Raw genomic sequence first — 16,713 nt, forward strand, 5'->3', positions numbered from 1 at the left:
TTTATTAATATTTCGTAAAGGCGGTGATGCCGCGGGCTGCATCGGATCGCAATTATACCGGATCATTCGTATTGAAGCTATTGTGTTCAAAAGTATAACCAATGGGAGGTTACTATGAGTACAAGAACAAAAACCGTAAGTTCGATCGCAGCGTTGATGCTGCTTGGGAGTGCGCTGGCAGGCTGCTCCGGCGGAGATTCCGCTGCTGGCAATTCAGGAACCGGCTCCAGCAACAATTCGAACTCTCAGCCTAAGACGGACGCCAAAACCGACGCCAAGAAGGAGGAACGTTCGCTGCGTATGATGTCGTCCGTCATCGGCGGCAAAAACCCGGAAGAAAATACGCTGTTTGAAAAGGAAATCGAACGGTTGACCGGAATCAAGGCCAAGCTCGACAAGCCCGCTTCCGATTACGACCAGAAGCTGATGGCCGCTATTTCCTCCGGCGACAAGTTCGACCTGCTGCAGGTAAGCAAGGAAAGAATGAACCTACTCGTCGATCAGGGCGTGCTGACTCCGCTGACGGATCAGGTTAAGGCATCCAAAGTGCTGCAGGACCCGGACGTGCTTCCGACCCAGGAATGGGATCAGGTCAAAACAAAGGACGGCAAAATATACGGCGTATTTACAAAATTCCAGGGCGGCACGATGCCGATCATACGCAACGACTGGCTGAAAAAGCTCAACCTGCCCGAGCCGAAAACGTTGGACGACTACTACAAAGTGATGAAGGCGTTCACCGAGCAGGATCCGGACGGCAACGGCAAAAAGGACACATACGGCTTGTCGACGGCGGGCATGTATGAGCTGCAGGGCTTCTTCAGCGCCGCCGGCTTGAAGCAGCGTTATGTGGAGAAGGACGGCAAGAAGGATGTGCCTTATTCGACCGATGCCGCGATTCCGGTGTACGAATGGCTGAACAAGCTGTACAAGGAAGGCATTCTGGATCCAAACTTTGCGACCAACGATACCGGTAAAATGCGCAATTTATTTCTCGCGGACCGTGTCGGCATCATCACCTACTGGGACGCCTGGGTAGGCATGCTGAACAATACGAGATTGGAGCAGGATCCGAAAACGGCGTTTGAGGCCAAAGGATTGCCGGGAGCCGCCGGACCTGACGGCAAATACATGCTGCGTCGCGGCGATCCGGACGTATGGGTTATTCCGGTAAATGCCGAGCATCCGAAAACTGCCTTCGAATTCATCGAATGGTGGCATTCCAAGGAAGGCATTACACTTGGCAGTCTGGGGATCAAGGATAACGATTATACCGATAACGGCGGTAAAATCGAGCTGACGAAAGCAGGCAAAGAACATGCGATGGACCATGGCGTTCCATTCTGGTACAACAAAAAGGTTCAACCGCCGTTCGGTCTGCTGCCCGGAGTGAAAGAAGCTCAGGAGCTGGTTGTCAAATATGCCGCTCTCGAATTGACGCCGCCTAAATGGGCGGATGCCGAAAAAATTATTAACGAATATTCATTCAAGGCGATTCTGGGCGAAATGCCTGCGGCCGAGGCGGTCAAAAAAATGCGCGAGCAGTTGAAATCGAAGCAATTAATTGATTAATGGCATAAAATATTTGCGGTTTATTCAAGTGAATCCGGATACGAGGGAGCATGCATCCCGTGCTCCCTCTGTTAACAACATTGATCGGATAAGGTGGTGGCTGTTGTTTGAAAGCCGTCTGGAAATATAAAACGATATATGTCATGATGCTTCCTATCCTCGCCTATTTTTTATTGTTTTCCTACTATCCGCTTGTTAGGGGCTTCATTATCAGCTTTCAAAACTTTCGGCTGATCGGGAACCGGCCGTTCGTCGGTTTTGACAATTATATGGAAGTGTTGAAGGACAGCAGCTTTTGGGATACGCTCCAAAATACACTCGTCATCGGCTGCAGCACGCTCGTTATCGGTTTCATTATGCCGATCGTATTGGCGTTATGCCTCAATGAAGTGCTTTCGACTGTATTTAAAAAAGTTACCCAAATGATCGTTTACCTGCCTCATTTGTTTTCATGGGTTGTGGTCGGCGGTATGTGGATTTTGATGCTTTCGCCGGATACGGGCATTGTGAACCAGCTTTTGCTGCTGTTCGGGGCCGACAAGCCGATCAGTTTCATGTCCAGTACCCAATATGCGCGATCTGTAATGGTGTTTACTTCGGTCTGGAAGGAAATGGGCTTCACTTGTATTTTATATTTGGCGGCTATCGTATCGATCAATCCATCGCTGTTCGAAGCGGCCAAAATCGACGGCGCCAACCGTTGGCAACTCGTTCGTTACATTACTTTGCCGTCGCTCGTTTCGACGATGAAGGTCGTAATCATGTTAAACGTGTTGGGCGTTCTGCGCATGTTCGATCAAATTTATGTGATGCGAAACGGTGCCATTGCCAAGAAGGTGGATGTTATTATGATGTACACCTTTCAAAAGGGGATATTGGAATTCAAAATCGGATTGGCTACAGCCTCCGGATTTTTGGTCATATTTGCGACCCTGATTTTGACGTTTATTACAAGAGCGATCATCCGCTACGACGATGGGGGAGACAAATAACATGAACAAGGCGTATACCAGCTTGTCGAGCCGCGTGTTCGACGTCATTAATATTTTGTTTCTGCTGCTGCTCGTCTCGACGATGATCATTCCGTTTTTGAACACATTCGCGTTAGCGTTCTCCACGAATTTCGCCTCCATGCAGCCGGGTATCGTATTATGGCCGAAGGAGTTTAGCATAGAAGGGTTCAGCACGGTCTGGAACCGGATGCAGCTGTACTTGCCGTTCACCAACAATGTCATCGTTACGGTAGTCGGAACGGTCGGGCATGTGCTGCTGTGCGCGATGGCGGGCTATGTGCTGGTGCAGCCGCGCTTGCCTGGCAAAAAGCTGATGGTATCGTTCATTCTGGTAACGATGATGGTGCCGGGCGAGGCGATCATGATTCCGCTCTATGTGGTGAATAAAGAGCTGGGGCTGTTGAATACGCTGTCTGCGCTGATCATCTCCGGCCTGGTGTCCGGATTCAGCGTGCTGCTGATGCGCAATTTCTTTTTCAGCGTTCCGTTTGAAATGTCAGAGTCGGCGAGAATGGACGGCGCCGGCGATATCCGCATTTTTTTCACGATGTATTTGCCGCTGGCGAAAGCGGGTCTTGCAACGGTTACGCTGTTTGAATTCGTCAGCCGCTGGAATCAGTTTACGCCCGCGCTGCTGTATATTAATAACCATGCCAAATATACGCTGCAAATCGCGTTGAAATCGCTGATTATCGACACGGATGCGACGTCCAGCAATTTTATTATTACGACCAACGTGCGAATGGCGGGCATCGTCATTGCGCTTATTCCGCTTATTATCATATATCCGTATGTGCAGAAATATTTTGTGAAGGGCATTATGATCGGGGCCAACAAAGAGTAGAGCAGAACCAATTCATCTTGAAATGGAGCGAACCGAACGATGAACAGCGACAACCGCAAATCGACGACTGTCAATTTTTCACGATCGATCCGACATGAGGAGCAGAGCACTTATGTGGAAATTCCGTTTGAAATGCCGACGCGGGTAGAGGAAATTACAGTCAGCTATAAGGTGAACTCCCATGGTGGGCCGAAGGCCGTTATCGACTTGGGCGTGCGCGATCAAGAGCGGGTGCGGGGCTGGAGCGGCGGAGCCCGGACGGAATTCCGGCTTGGCCTGGAAAAGGCGACGCCCGGCTACCTGCCCGGTCCGTTGACACCCGGCGGCTGGGCGGTGCTGCATAATGCCTACAAGGTACCGGAGGAAGGTTGCACGGTCGAGGTGACGATTACTTTTTACGAACGGACCCGGCGCTGGCTGAAAGGCGACCTGCATACGCATAGCGTCAACAGCGACGGAAAGTATACATTGGAGCAAAATGCGGCGATCATGGAGCAGCTCGGCTGCGATTTTATTGCGATGACCGATCATAATACGTCGAGTCAAAACCGGACGTATCCGCGCGGCACAAGCGTCGTTATGATTCCGGGCTATGAATTTACGACCAACTTCGGCCACAGCAATTTTCTCGGCGTGACCGATCCGCTCGACGAATTCCGGGTGGCAAGTCAGGATGATGTACATGCCAGGCTGGGTACGGCCCGGGAGCGCGGGGCGAAAATCGTACTCAACCATCCGCATTGCGATTTTTGTCCCTGGGAATGGGATTTTCAGGTGGATCATGACTGGGTGGAAGTTTGGAACGGACCGTGGAGCGAGCGCAACGCACGCACGCTGCGCTGGTGGCAGGAACAGCTCGCCGGCGGCCGGAGATTGACGGCGGTCGGCGGCAGCGACGTGCACAGCCCCGATCCGTACATCAAGCATGCGGAGCCGTGTACGTGGGTGTTGGCAGAGACCAAAACCGTGGACGACATTCTGGACGGAATCGACGCAGGGCATGTCTCCATCAGCTGCTCGCCGGAAGGGCCGTTCGTGGAGCTGCAATGCGGCAATTACACGATCGGCGAAACGGTGCCGAAGGACGAACGGAACCGGACAATCCGGCTGCAGGCCAATGCGCTGCGGGCGGGGGACCGGATCAAGCTGATCGGCAATAATGGGGTTGTAGTTGATGTTGCCCCCGAGACGACGGACGGAACGGCGGAGCTTCTTGCGGATGCGGAGCATTTGTCGTTTCTGCGGGCGGAAGTATGGCGTCCGGTCCGGCCGGGCGGCGGTTTTGTGCTCGCCGCTTTGACCAATCCGATTTATTTCAATCAGTGACATGAGGTGATTTCAGTTGAATATGACGGTAATGTCTTTTAATCTTCGTTACAATACGCCGAATGACGGCGCCAACAGCTGGCCTTATCGGATCGACCGTGCGGCGCATATCATCCGCGACCATCAACCGCTAATCGTCGGCACGCAAGAAGGCTATCATGCGATGCTGCTCAGCTTGAACGAGCGGCTGGAGGACTATGCCTGGGTCGGGCAAGGACGGCTTGGCGGGCATGAGAACGAGCATTGCGCGATTTTTTATAAAAAAGCCGAGCTCGACGTTATCCATAACGGTCAATTCTGGCTGTCGGAGACGCCGCATGTCGTCGCATCGAAAGGCTGGGACACCAACCTGCCGCGAATTTGTACGTGGGCGCATTTCAAGCACCGGGTGAACGGAGGCGAATTTTTAATCTATAATACCCACTTCGATCATATCGGTCAGCTGGCCAGAGATTCAAGCGCCGTGCTCATTTGGGATCACATCCGCTCGCAGCGTCAGGAGTTCGGATTACCGGTCGTTCTGACAGGCGACTTCAACAGCCACCCCGACCATTTGCCGATTCGCTTTTTGCGCGGCGAAACCGACTGTGCCGGACGGCAGTCATGGCTGAAGGATGCTTATTGCTCGCTGCCTGGCGAGATCGGCATGACGGCTCATGAATTTAAAGGATTGGTCACAGGGGAGCCGATTGATTATATTTTTGTATCTCCCGACATCGACGTGCTGGAAACGAAGGTGGACCGCAGACTTATCGACGGCGCTTACCCGTCCGACCATTATCCGGTCGTGTCCGCTTTGCGGTTAAGCAGCGGCGAGGCATCCGGATAGCCTTTTTGCGATTACAGAATGAAGGAGACAAGCCTATGAGCGAACGGTTGCAAAAAATAGTGGTCGTATTCAAAACCCATTTTGACATCGGCTTTACCGGTCTCGTATCGGAGGTCGTGGATAGATACAGCACCGATATGCTGAAGCAGGTAATCGATATATGCGAGCGGACGAACGGGAACGAGCGGAATGAACGCTATGTGTGGACGATGTCAGCATGGCCGCTTCAGCAGTCGCTGCTGGGCAGCAGCCCGCAGGATCGGGCGCTTGTTCAGCCGTTTCTGGATAACCGCCAGCTGATCTGGCACATGCTGCCTTATACGACGCATACCGAGTTTTGCGGCTTGGAGGAATGGATCCGCGGCATGTATGTTTCCCGCAGCCTGAGCGAGCGGTTCGGCTACCGGCCGAAGGATGCGAAAATGACTGATGTACCGGGCCACACGTGGATCGTCCCGTCGCTGTTGAAAAAGGCCGGCGTCCGAATTTTGCATCTCGGCTGCAATCCGGCTTCGACACCGCCCGATGTGCCGCCCGTCTTTTTCTGGGAAGGGCCGGATGGGGAACGGCTGCTCACGTTTTATTCGAAAGGCGCTTACGGGACGGGGATATTGCCGCCGGAGGATTGGGAGCACCCGGTATGGCTGGCGATGATTCAGACCAGCGATAACCACGGTCCGCACGATGCGGCCGTCATTGATGAAATGAAGGCTGCGATTGCGGAAAGCGGGCTGCAGGCAGAGCTGCACATCGGCAGCCTGACGGATTTCGCCGACGCTTTCCTGGCCGGCGATCCGCAGCTGCCGGTCGTCCGCGGCGATTTGGCCGACTCTTGGATTCACGGCGTCGGTACGGCGCCGCGCGAGGCGGCCCGCGTACGCGGCTTGAGAGGCCGCATCGCTGCGGCGGAAAGCGCGCTGGCGCTAAGATTGCTCGCCGGCGAGGCGGGAGACGCCTGTGCCGATGCGCAGGCGATCAAGCGCAAGCTGGACGAGAGCTACGGGCAGACGCTTTTATTCGGCGAGCATACATGGGGGATGGACTGCAAAAGCTTCTTATTCCCGAGAGCTTACGATAAAAAATCGTTCAGGGACGACAAGAATAGCGAGCGGTATCGCAAGATGGAGCGCTCCTGGCAGGAGCAGTCCGATTATTTGAATAACGCGGAGCGCGCGCTGCAGCAGGCATTGGACATGCTGGGCGGACGATTGCATAATGCTGAGCAAAGGGAAAATGAGGAGACGGTCAAGACGTACCGGATCTATAATTATTTAGGCTGGGAACGCACAGCAGCGGTAGTATTGAGCGGAGAAGCCGTACCGGAAGCGGATGAAGCCTGGATCGATGCGTCGACGGGTGAACGATTGGCGTGGTGCCTGACGGCAAACGGCGATGTGCAGGTGAACGTCGGACGGCTGCCTGCACTGGGCTGGACGACGATTGCTTGCGTCAAGCTGTCCGTGCTTCAACAGCATGGCGGGACTCCGGCTGCGACTGTGATGGCGGGCACCGAAGGAGGCGCCGCAGCTGCGGAAGCTGCAGTGCTTGCAGCTGATAAAGCCGCTGACGCCAACGCTGCGGAACAAGCGTCCGCCCCGGGAGCCGAGGCTGCGAATGCAGCGGCCGGTACGCGGCGTGCAGCGGTAACCGGCACGATGACCGGTGACGCCGTCGTGCTGGAAAATGATTTTGTCCGTGTGCAAGTCGATCGAAATACGGGCTGGATCAAGAGCCTGTACGACAAAGCGCTGCGGAAGGAGTGGGTCGATGCGGAATCCGCCTATGGCTTCGGCCAGTACGAGTACAATATTTATTCGAACGAGGATATTACCCGTTATATAAAAAAATATGCGTACCGCTTTTATGACTGGGGCGTTCACGACTTCGGCAAGACGGATTATCCCGAGCAGCAAAAACGTGTGTCCTTCGTCCCGCATGTCATGGACATTCGGTTGTTCGAGCAGCCCGGCGCTGTCCGGCTGGAATGCCATGCAGCATCCGACCCGTCCTCAACGGCCGCATACGGCAATGCCGGTGAAATCGTCTGGAGCATCCTGCTCAGGCAGGACTCGCCGTATATCGATATGGAATGGCGTTTAACCGGCAAGGAAGAGACGCCGCTTGCCGAGTCGGGCCACATCGTTTTCCCGCTGAAGCTGGAACGTCCAAGCTACCGGATCAATAAAATGGGCAGCGTCATCGATCCGTGCGAGGATACGGTACGCTCGTCAAGCACGCTGCTTCACTGCATCGAGAACTTCATCGACGTATCGGACGGCACTGCGGGCATGGCGGTCGTGCCGCTCGATTCGCCGCTTCTATTTATCGGACGCAACGGAATGTGGGACTTCGAGCATGACTACAAGCCGGAAAAGCCGGAGCTGAACTTCAATTTGTTCAACAACTGGTGGGGAACCAATTTCCCGCAGTGGACCGGCGGCGACCTGACTTACAGGTTCCGGCTCATTCCGCATCGGGGCGACTGGGCGGAAGGCGGCATATGGAAAACCGCACAGGAGACGATGTCTCCGGCAGCGGTCGTGAAGGACGGCGGCTATGCCGAATGGGCTGCACCTGCCGCCGCGGTTTCCGATCATTTAGCCGTCGTTGCGGCTTCCGAACCGGTAAATTCGCCGGGCGCTGCTCCCGGATGCCTGTCTCCGGCTGCTGCAACGGCTGCATCTGCCACGGATTTGCTGCCGCACGGTCTGGATGGGATGGCCGTGACTTGCTTCAAACCGGCGGAAGACGGAGATGGCTATATATTGCGCGTTCGCGATTGGCTCGGTCAGTCCCGCGATGTTGCAGTTTGTATCGCCGATAGAGCGGGCGAAATCGTGAAAACCGACCTGCTCGAGTACGAAACGGCATCCGTTGCTTTGGAACGTATGGACAGCGCCGGCATGAACCGGTTCCGCTTCCATACCGAACCGTTCGAAGTGCATACGTGGCGCATTCGGCAGCCGCATTGAAATCAGAACCTTCGGCCTTGACCGTTCATCGGCAGGCGAAGGTTTTTTTCACAAATATGGCATAATTGCCGAGATTGGTAACGAATGCTCTATTTGAAAATTGCGTCTTCCGTGTTATTGTTGTAGTAGTGGAGGTAGATAGCATGAACTACATTGTGATTGACCTTGAATTTAACGGAAGAAAACATTATGATATATATCCGATGGAAATTATTGAGATCGGCGCGGTTAAGCTCGATGCCGATTTTAATCAAATCGATACATTCCAAAGCTACGTGAACCCGAACTTCGAGCTGAACCGGTTTGCGCTTAAATTTTGCGGAATCGAAAAGGAAACGTTGTACAAAAGCCCTTCCTTCAATGAAGTGATCCGGCGGTTTATTGCGTTTTGCGGCAACGATTATAAGCTGTTCGCTTGGGGCGGCAGCGATTTTTTCAATTTGTTCGTCGATTGCCGGGTGAACCGCATCGATAATAGCTGGCTCGGGCGTTTGATTGATTTGACGCAATATTTTGAAGGCGGGCTGCAGCAGGCGCTGGAGACTCACGGTCTGACGCCGATCGGACAGCATCATTCCGCACTTGACGACGCCTTAAACGCGGCGCAGCTTATGCGGCTGAAGCCGGAGACGGGGGCATCGGAGCAATATTTTGCGCCGAATGAATTTAAAATTTGTACGGGCGGCATTAAAAAATGGATTTCGCTTAGCTGGGACCAAGCCATTAAAGTCGGCACGAAGCTGACCTGGGAGCAGTTCGCGGCGAATGAAAAAACGAAAGCTTATATTAAAGTGATGCATTTGTCAAAACCGGAAATCGCGATGGTGGAGTCTTTGTTTCATAAATACGGTTCCCAGAAGTTCGGACGCAAATACAAAAAGCTGCAGCTTGCCTAACTCGCGAGGTTAGGAGCCGCGGCTTCTTTTTTTAGCGGAGCCCGCCGAAATGGTTTAATATTCCACCCCGTATAGGATATAATAAGATCAGCAGGATGCGAGTCAAATTATGGGAGGGACTTTTGGGGATATGGAAAAAAGAAATTTTGGCAAAACCGGTTATGAATTTCCGATTTTAAGCTTTGGCGCCCAACGTATTGTGGACGAGCATAACTGTACGGAAGAGGAAGCGATTCAAATTGTAAACCGGGCCATCGACGAAGGTATTACTTATTTCGACACGGCGCCTACCTACTCCAAAGGACAATCGGAGGAAAGACTCGGCAAATCGTTCGGCAAACGGCGCGACCAAATCTGGATCGCCACCAAAACGGGCGAGCGCACAAGGGACGGCTCCTGGCGCAAGCTGGAGGAAAGCTTGAAGCGTCTGCAAACCGACCACGTGGAAGAATGGCGGCTGCATGCGGTCGGCACGATGGAGGAGCTCGATCAAATTTTCGCAAAGGACGGCGCGCTGAAGGCGTTAATCGAAGCCAAGGAGCAAGGCGTCATCAAATATCTCAGCATTAGCGGACATTTGAATCCGCGGGTGCAATTGGAGGCGATAAACCGCTTCCCGTTTGACAGCGCGCTCGTCGCCGTATCCGCGGCGGATCATTTTATTTACAGCTTCGCGCATGAATTTTTGCCGAAGGCGAATGAGCAAGGTGTGGCCGTAATCGGGATGAAGCTGCTCGGTCTGGGCAAGCTGGCCGACTGGTACGAGCAAGCGCTTCGTTACACGTTCAGCCTGCCTGTATCCACCTCGATTGTCGGCATTTCGTCGATGGAGCAGCTGGAGAAAAATTTGGCCGTTGCGAACAATTTCAAACCGATGACGGATGCGGAAACATTAAGCTTTCTCAAAGAAATTATGCATATGTGTACGCCGGATACGCTCCGCTGGAAAGCGAAGGACTGGAACAATAAAGAGGAATGGGCCGTTCGATAGGATAGGGCGCCAGGCAGAAGCACCGGTTTTGGCCGGCTGCTTCTTTTTTTTCAGCTTCTTCGCACAACCTTGATAAACGCGCGCGTCCCCTAAGGAAAAGGAAGCCGTTTATTTAGGCCATATGCGCGCATAGGAGGGAATTTGTATGTATGTAGTGAATGCGGACGAGATGAGAAAGCTGGACCGCCATACGATTGATCAGATCGGCATTCCCGCGCTGGTGCTGATGGAAAATGCGGGACGCGCTACGGCCGAGGAAGCGGCCGCTTATGACGGCCGGCGGCTGCGCCGGTTTGCCGTACTCGCCGGCAAAGGCAACAACGGAGCGGACGGGGCGGTTGCCGCCCGCCATTTGCTTGAGGCGGGCTGCACCGCCGAGCTGATCTATGCGGACGATCCGGCCGCATTGCAGTCGGAGGCCGCGCAGCAAAGGGATATTGCCGGCAAGCTGGGCATACCGATCATCCGCTATGCGGCCGGGCACATCATGTGGCATCGGTATGACGGGATCATCGATGCCCTGCTTGGAACCGGGAGCCGCGGCGTTCCTCGCGGCGATTATGCGGGTTTGATCCGTGAAGCGAACGCCAGCGGCTTGCCGGTGATCGCGCTCGATATTCCGAGCGGGCTGGATGCGGATACCGGCGAGGCGTATGAGCCGTGCATCCAAGCCGATGTCACGGTAGCGCTGGCGTTTACGAAATGCGGCCTGGAGCAGGAGCCGGGGGCGCGGCTGGCCGGACGGGTCGTCGTCCGGCCGATCGGCATCCCGGCCGGTCTCGCGGCCGCATTCGGCGTACGGACATACCGGATCGACGAGCAACTGCTCACGGACCGGCTCGGTCTGCCGCAGTATGAGCGGCGGAGCGCAAATGCGCATAAGGGCACCTACGGGCACGCGCTCCTCGCGGCGGGCAGCCGCCCTATGGCCGGAGCCGGGCTGCTGTGCGCCGCGGCGGCGCTGCGCACGGGCAGCGGGCTGGTCACCTGGGCGCTGCCCGATGCGCTGCTTGCGCCGATGCTCGGCCGGCTGCCCGAAGCGATGCTGCGCGGCATGGCCGACGCCGGCCGCGGCGATTGGAGCGCCGTCGCGCCGCAGTCGCTGTACGAGCTCGCCGAGGATAAGGCTGCGCTCGCCTTCGGGCCGGGTGCGGGGCGCTGGCCGGGCGATGCGGAATGGCTCCGCAGCGTCTGGACGAATACGCGCTGCCCGCTTGTGCTTGACGCCGATGCGCTGAACATGATCGCCGCCGCGGACGATTTCGCCGCATGGCCGCGCCGGACTGCGCCGGTCGTCATGACGCCGCATCCCGGCGAGATGGCGCGCTTATGCGGCCTCGATACGGCGGCGGTACAGCGCGACCGCATCCGCATAGCCCGCGGCTATGCCGTACGGCACGGTGTCACACTCGTGCTGAAAGGCGCAAGAACGGTCGTCGCCTGCCCGGACGGCGACGTGTACATCAACGTCACCGGCAATCCGGGCATGGCGACGGGAGGGACGGGCGACGTGCTGACCGGCATCATCACGGGCCTGCTGGCACAAGGCTTTACGGCGACGCAGGCGGCTGCGCTCGGCGTTTATTTGCATGGCGCCGCCGGGGACCGCGCCGCAAGCGGGCGCATGTACACCGCTTCGCTGCTCGCGGGCGATCTGCTCGATGTATGGTAAGCGGCTCCCAACTGCATAACCTCGGACGAATGTACATCGAATGAGCCATTTCGGACCATAATAGGAATAGTTTTATAAGTATCCGTTATAATCATAAACCGTTTTGTCTTATCCGGCCGTATAAAGGAGTGTTCACGATGGATAAAGCCGTATGGCTGCGACAACCAAAAGTGCGCAAGCTGCTGTTCAGCGTCGGCTTGAGCTGGCTGTTCGACGCGATGGACGTCGGGATCATCTCTTTCATCGCTGCCGCATTGGCCGTAGAATGGGGGCTGGGCGCCCAGCAGATCGGCTTGCTGACGGCGATCAATTCGATCGGCATGGCTGTCGGCGCCGTCGTTGCGGGATCGCTTGCGGACCGGTATGGCCGCAGAGCGGTTCTGCTTTGGACGCTCCTGATCTTTTCCATAGCCAGCGGCTTGTCAGTATTGGTCGCCAGCTTTGCGCTGCTGTGCGTGCTCCGTTTTGCGGCCGGCTTCGGATTGGGCGGCGAGCTGCCCGTTGCGTCGACGCTCGTGTCCGAATCGGTGCCGGCGGCGGAACGCGGCCGCGCGGTCGTCCTGCTCGAAAGCTTCTGGGCGGCCGGCTGGATCGTCGCTGCGCTGATCGCCTTCTTCGTCATCCCGGTATACGGCTGGAGAGCTGCGTTCGTCATTGGTGCGCTGCCTGCGCTGTATGCGTTATATTTGAGAACATCCATCCAGGACTCGCCCCGTTTTACCGCATCGGGAGCAGGGGGGACGTTAACGTTTGCAGAACGGATGCAATCGCTGTGGTCGAACAGGCATCGCAGCTCTACAATGATGCTGTGGATTTTATGGTTCACTGTCGTATTCTCATATTACGGCATGTTTCTGTGGCTGCCGACCGTGATGGTGATGAAAGGGTTCAATCTTGTCAAAAGCTTCGAATATGTGCTCATCATGACGCTGGCGCAGCTGCCGGGCTATTTCACCGCCGCCTATTTTATCGAGAAATACGGAAGGAAATTTGTTCTGGTCACCTATTTGCTGCTAACGGCCGCGAGCGCCATCTGGTTCGGTACGGCCGAATCTGCAGGCACGCTGTTGGCGGCAGGCATCTGCCTGTCCTTCTTCAACCTGGGCGCATGGGGCGGCATGTACGCTTATACGCCGGAGCTGTACCCTACGGCCGTACGCTCGACCGGTGTCGGAAGCGCCGCTTCGTTCGGCCGGCTGGGCGGAGTAATCGGTCCTTATTTGGTGGGGATGCTTGTAGCCGGCGGGGTTTCCATGGCCATCATATTTATCATCTTCTTCGTGGCGATAGTTATCGGCGCTATGGCAGTGCTGTTTCTTGGCCGGGAGACGAAAGGAACCGATCCCGATACCGACAGGAGGCTATTTGAAACAGCCGGCGAAAATCGGAACATCCGCTGATGGGCAAATTTGAAACATAAAATGCCGATTTGACCATGTACAAGGCGGCCGTTGTACCCCTATACTAAAGGGTGCAACACTTGAAAAAGGGGGCTGCCTGACGATGAAACCGGTCAATATTAGCTCTTACCTCCCGCTGCAAAATAAATTGTTTCTCCGGATATGGCTTTATTTTGTATCGCTGCTGCTGCCGATTCTGATTATCGGAACGTTTTTGTATGTTCATTTTCACGACAAGGCCAAGAGCGATTTCAAGCAAAAAATTGAACTCAATTTGCAGGCATCGGCGGATTTCATCGATGTTTATTTGCAAACCGCCCAGCGCACCAGCCTCAGCTTCTACACGGACAAAAACGTCATGTCGCTGCTTTTGCCGTACTCCCTCTACAGCCTCGCGGATAAGGTCAATCTTCCCAATATTCCGTATACGCTGGCCCGCATTTCCAACAATATCGGCGATTTGATCGATACGATTTTCGTGTATGTCGACGATCAAAAAGTATACACGAAAGACGGTCTTGAAAATTTCGATTATTTTTTCAGCACGATATATCAGTTCGCCGGTTACGATGAAGCTTTTTGGAAAAGCAGGCTCGCCACGGACAACTATTTGGAGCTGTTGAACCCCTCCAAGGTTACATATATCCATTCTTTGGAAAAAAACGCCATCCCGTTTGTATTCGCCAAAACGGTCAACGGCCATCAGGCCGTCATGGTCATGACCGTTTCGGTGGAGCGGATCGCGCAGACGATTCAAAATAACGCCGGCTTTGCTTCCGCCCATTATTTGATCGTCGACAACAGCGGTCATATCATTTGGACCAGTGCGAACGATTTGAACCGATGGGGCAGCGGGCTGCGTGAAAACGGATTTACGCAGGAGCAGATCAACAGCGGCGAGCTGCGGATCGACGGCAAACGGTATGTGCTGACCCATGTAAAATCGGATACATACGGCTGGACCTATTATGCGGTTACGCCGTTTGCCGAATTTACCGCCCAATCGACGAACATATTCGTTACCGTCGCTTCGGTTTGTGTAATTTTACTGATGGCCGGCTGCGTATTATCGTTTGTATATGCATATCATTTGTACACCCCGATCCAAAAAATCAGAAACATTTTAATTCACGAAGCGGATGAAAGCGATTACAAAAATCGGACCGCCAAAAAGCGCAACGAGCTTGAATGGATTGGCATCGGTATCCATCAAATTATTGAACGGAGCCACGCATTCAAGAAAAAGCTGGATATGTATTCGACGGAATACACCGATTATGTGTTGATGAATGCATTATCCGGCGCCAAACCGGTGCCCGATCAAGAGCTGGTCAAGCTGCTCCAGGACGATCTGCAGTTTGCGAAAGACGGAATTGTATGCTGTCATGTGAAATTTACGTTTAAACCTGCCTTTTACGAAGAAATCCAGGATGTGGAGCGGCTTTTGATCGTCAATAAAATTAAAAAAATTATAGCCGGCTTCATCGCCCCTTATGTTACGGTCTACATCGTCGAACCGAAGCCAAACGAATATGCTTGTATCGCCAACATCGACAGCCAGGAAGGGGTCGGCGAACTGAAAAACGCATTGGACGCCATCATTCAAACATTCCGCCAAGATTCCAGATATTGCAGCATTCATATCGGGATCGGCAATGTTTACTCCGGAACCGACGGCATGATTCAGTCATATAACGATGCGTTAACGGTACTCGGACATGCGGATACGCGGCATGACTTCCTGATCGCAGAGCTGACGGACCGAAACCGGGAGAAATCGTACGCTTCCAGCAAAGCGGATCAGCTTGTTTCCGCCATTATCGCCTACATCGAAGACCATTACGGGCAGGACTTGTATTTGGAGAAGCTTGCGGATCAGCTGGGCGTATCGTCCAAATATTTGTCCAAAATGTTCAAACAGAAGAAAGGGATGAATTTGACCGACTACATCAGTTTGGTCCGGATTACGAAAGCGAAGGAAATGATGATGAGCACCGACCGGAATATAAGCGATATTTCGGAGCAGGTCGGCATTTACAGCAGAACGACGTTCATACGTTTGTTTAAAAAATTCGAAGGCTTGCCGCCGAACGAATTCCGGAAAACGATGGGCTGCAAGCTGTATGCGGAAGATTGAAACAAAGGGAGGACAGATGAAACAAAGGCCGGCCGTTCCCGAAATGGAACATGCGAAGCGCGATTTGGCCGTTACGTCTTAAGCTTCCTTCGTGTTACAACTGGATCAGCCTAAACGAAAGGAGGTATTCGTATTAGACGGACCGTGAATTGGGTCGCAGCCGGAAAAGCGATCGGGCAGTCCAAGTATCTTTATTTGATGATGCTTCTCCCCATGGCCTACTTTGTTATTTTCAAATACGGTCCCTTGTTCGGACTGCTGATCGCATTTAAAGACTATAACGTATTTCAGGGCATCTGGAACAGCGATTGGGCAGGGGTCAAATATTTCCGGCAGTTTTTGACCGACCCTTATTTCTGGAAGCTGGTGCGGAACACGGTGCTGATGAACCTGTATCTGATTATTTTCTTTTTTCCGGCACCGGTCATTCTTGCGCTTTTGCTGAATGAAATGAAAAACAAGCTATTCCAAAAATTTGTGCAGACCGTCAGCTACTTGCCGCATTTTTTATCGACGGTCGTCATTTGCGGGATGATAGTCAATTTTTTGACGAACGAGGGGCTTGTCAACCGGGTACTTGCCGGCTTGGGTTATGAACCGATCCCGTTTTTGATGCAGCCGGACTGGTTCCGCACGATTTATGTCAGCTCCGAAATTTGGCAGGGTGTCGGATGGGGAGCGATCATTTATTTGGCTGCGCTCACGACCATCGATCCGCAATTGTACGAAGCGGCGACGATGGATGGGGCGAACCGCTGGAAGCAGATGCTGCATGTAACCCTACCCGGTATCGCGCCTGTCATTACAATCATGTTTTTATTGAATTTGGGCAACATCATGTCGATCGGCTTTGAAAAAATATTGCTGCTGTACACGGGCCCTACGTATGAGACGGCAGACGTCATTTCGACCTTCGTATACCGCAGAGGGCTTGTCGGCAGCGACTTCAGCTTTGCGACGGCGGTTGAATTGTTCCAGTCGGTGATCGTGCTGCTTTTCGTAGGCTCCGCCAACTGGATCTCAAGAAAAGTAAGCCAAACCAGCCTATGGTAGAAATGAGA

12 protein-coding genes are annotated in these 16,713 nt (G+C 54.0%); all 12 read left to right on the forward strand.

The features are described 5' to 3' along the window. Window positions 1-114: 114 nt before the first annotated feature. The 12 genes from E1757_RS07905 (at window position 115) to E1757_RS07960 (ending at window position 16,705) form a co-directional block, all read left to right on the forward strand. Window positions 115-1,572, forward strand: coding sequence for an extracellular solute-binding protein (locus E1757_RS07905; RefSeq protein WP_133226412.1), 1,458 nt, complete (start codon window positions 115-117; stop codon window positions 1,570-1,572). A 107-nt stretch (window positions 1,573-1,679) separates the two neighbouring features. Continuing rightward, window positions 1,680-2,564 carry an ABC transporter permease subunit gene (locus E1757_RS07910; RefSeq protein ID WP_133226414.1) on the forward strand — a complete coding sequence of 295 codons (885 nt, stop codon included), beginning with the start codon at window positions 1,680-1,682 and terminating at the stop codon, window positions 2,562-2,564. Window position 2,565: 1 nt separating this feature from the next. Continuing rightward, window positions 2,566-3,429, forward strand: a complete 864-nt coding sequence (locus tag E1757_RS07915; RefSeq protein ID WP_246079067.1) for a carbohydrate ABC transporter permease — start codon at window positions 2,566-2,568, stop codon at window positions 3,427-3,429. 39 nt (window positions 3,430-3,468) lie between these two features. Beyond that, window positions 3,469-4,755, forward strand: coding sequence for a CehA/McbA family metallohydrolase (locus E1757_RS07920; RefSeq protein ID WP_133226418.1), 1,287 nt, complete (start codon window positions 3,469-3,471; stop codon window positions 4,753-4,755). Between the two features lie 22 nt (window positions 4,756-4,777). After that, window positions 4,778-5,584, forward strand: coding sequence for an endonuclease/exonuclease/phosphatase family protein (locus E1757_RS07925; protein ID WP_133226676.1), 807 nt, complete (start codon window positions 4,778-4,780; stop codon window positions 5,582-5,584). A gap of 35 nt (window positions 5,585-5,619) precedes the next feature. Then, window positions 5,620-8,556, forward strand: coding sequence for a DUF5054 domain-containing protein (locus E1757_RS07930; RefSeq protein ID WP_133226420.1), 2,937 nt, complete (start codon window positions 5,620-5,622; stop codon window positions 8,554-8,556). Between the two features lie 143 nt (window positions 8,557-8,699). Further along, the gene (locus E1757_RS07935) at window positions 8,700-9,452 is read left to right on the forward strand and encodes a 3'-5' exonuclease (protein ID WP_133226422.1); all 753 of its coding nucleotides are present in this window, start codon (window positions 8,700-8,702) and stop codon (window positions 9,450-9,452) included. Between the two features lie 130 nt (window positions 9,453-9,582). Then, window positions 9,583-10,443: an aldo/keto reductase gene (locus tag E1757_RS07940; RefSeq protein ID WP_133226424.1), complete on the forward strand. Its 861-nt coding sequence runs from the start codon at window positions 9,583-9,585 to the stop codon at window positions 10,441-10,443. A gap of 145 nt (window positions 10,444-10,588) precedes the next feature. Continuing rightward, entirely contained in the window at window positions 10,589-12,115 is a 1,527-nt protein-coding gene (locus E1757_RS07945) for an NAD(P)H-hydrate dehydratase (protein WP_133226426.1), read from the forward strand. A gap of 137 nt (window positions 12,116-12,252) precedes the next feature. Then, the gene (locus E1757_RS07950; protein ID WP_133226428.1) at window positions 12,253-13,515 is read left to right on the forward strand and encodes an MFS transporter; all 1,263 of its coding nucleotides are present in this window, start codon (window positions 12,253-12,255) and stop codon (window positions 13,513-13,515) included. A gap of 103 nt (window positions 13,516-13,618) precedes the next feature. After that, a complete protein-coding gene (locus E1757_RS07955; RefSeq protein WP_133226430.1) occupies window positions 13,619-15,652 on the forward strand; it encodes a helix-turn-helix domain-containing protein in 2,034 nt (677 codons plus the stop codon). A gap of 144 nt (window positions 15,653-15,796) precedes the next feature. Continuing rightward, window positions 15,797-16,705: an ABC transporter permease gene (locus tag E1757_RS07960; RefSeq protein ID WP_246079068.1), complete on the forward strand. Its 909-nt coding sequence runs from the start codon at window positions 15,797-15,799 to the stop codon at window positions 16,703-16,705. The last annotated feature ends 8 nt before the right edge of the window (window positions 16,706-16,713 follow it).

This window comes from Paenibacillus piri (assembly GCF_004354045.1).
Taxonomy (GTDB): Bacteria; Bacillota; Bacilli; order Paenibacillales; family NBRC-103111; genus Paenibacillus_S; species Paenibacillus_S piri.

Excerpts from the sequence above, each read along its gene's own strand:
- E1757_RS07905 (WP_133226412.1), top strand. The coding sequence starts at position 115 with ATGAGTACAAGAACAAAAACCGTAAGTTCGATCGCAGCGTTGATGCTG.
- E1757_RS07915 (WP_246079067.1), top strand. The coding sequence starts at position 2,566 with ATGAACAAGGCGTATACCAGCTTGTCGAGCCGCGTGTTCGACGTCATT.
- E1757_RS07920 (WP_133226418.1), top strand. The coding sequence starts at position 3,469 with ATGAACAGCGACAACCGCAAATCGACGACTGTCAATTTTTCACGATCG.
- E1757_RS07925 (WP_133226676.1), top strand. The coding sequence starts at position 4,778 with ATGACGGTAATGTCTTTTAATCTTCGTTACAATACGCCGAATGACGGC.
- E1757_RS07930 (WP_133226420.1), top strand. The coding sequence starts at position 5,620 with ATGAGCGAACGGTTGCAAAAAATAGTGGTCGTATTCAAAACCCATTTT.
- E1757_RS07935 (WP_133226422.1), top strand. The coding sequence starts at position 8,700 with ATGAACTACATTGTGATTGACCTTGAATTTAACGGAAGAAAACATTAT.
- E1757_RS07940 (WP_133226424.1), top strand. The coding sequence starts at position 9,583 with ATGGAAAAAAGAAATTTTGGCAAAACCGGTTATGAATTTCCGATTTTA.
- E1757_RS07945 (WP_133226426.1), top strand. The coding sequence starts at position 10,589 with ATGTATGTAGTGAATGCGGACGAGATGAGAAAGCTGGACCGCCATACG.
- E1757_RS07950 (WP_133226428.1), top strand. The coding sequence starts at position 12,253 with ATGGATAAAGCCGTATGGCTGCGACAACCAAAAGTGCGCAAGCTGCTG.
- E1757_RS07955 (WP_133226430.1), top strand. The coding sequence starts at position 13,619 with ATGAAACCGGTCAATATTAGCTCTTACCTCCCGCTGCAAAATAAATTG.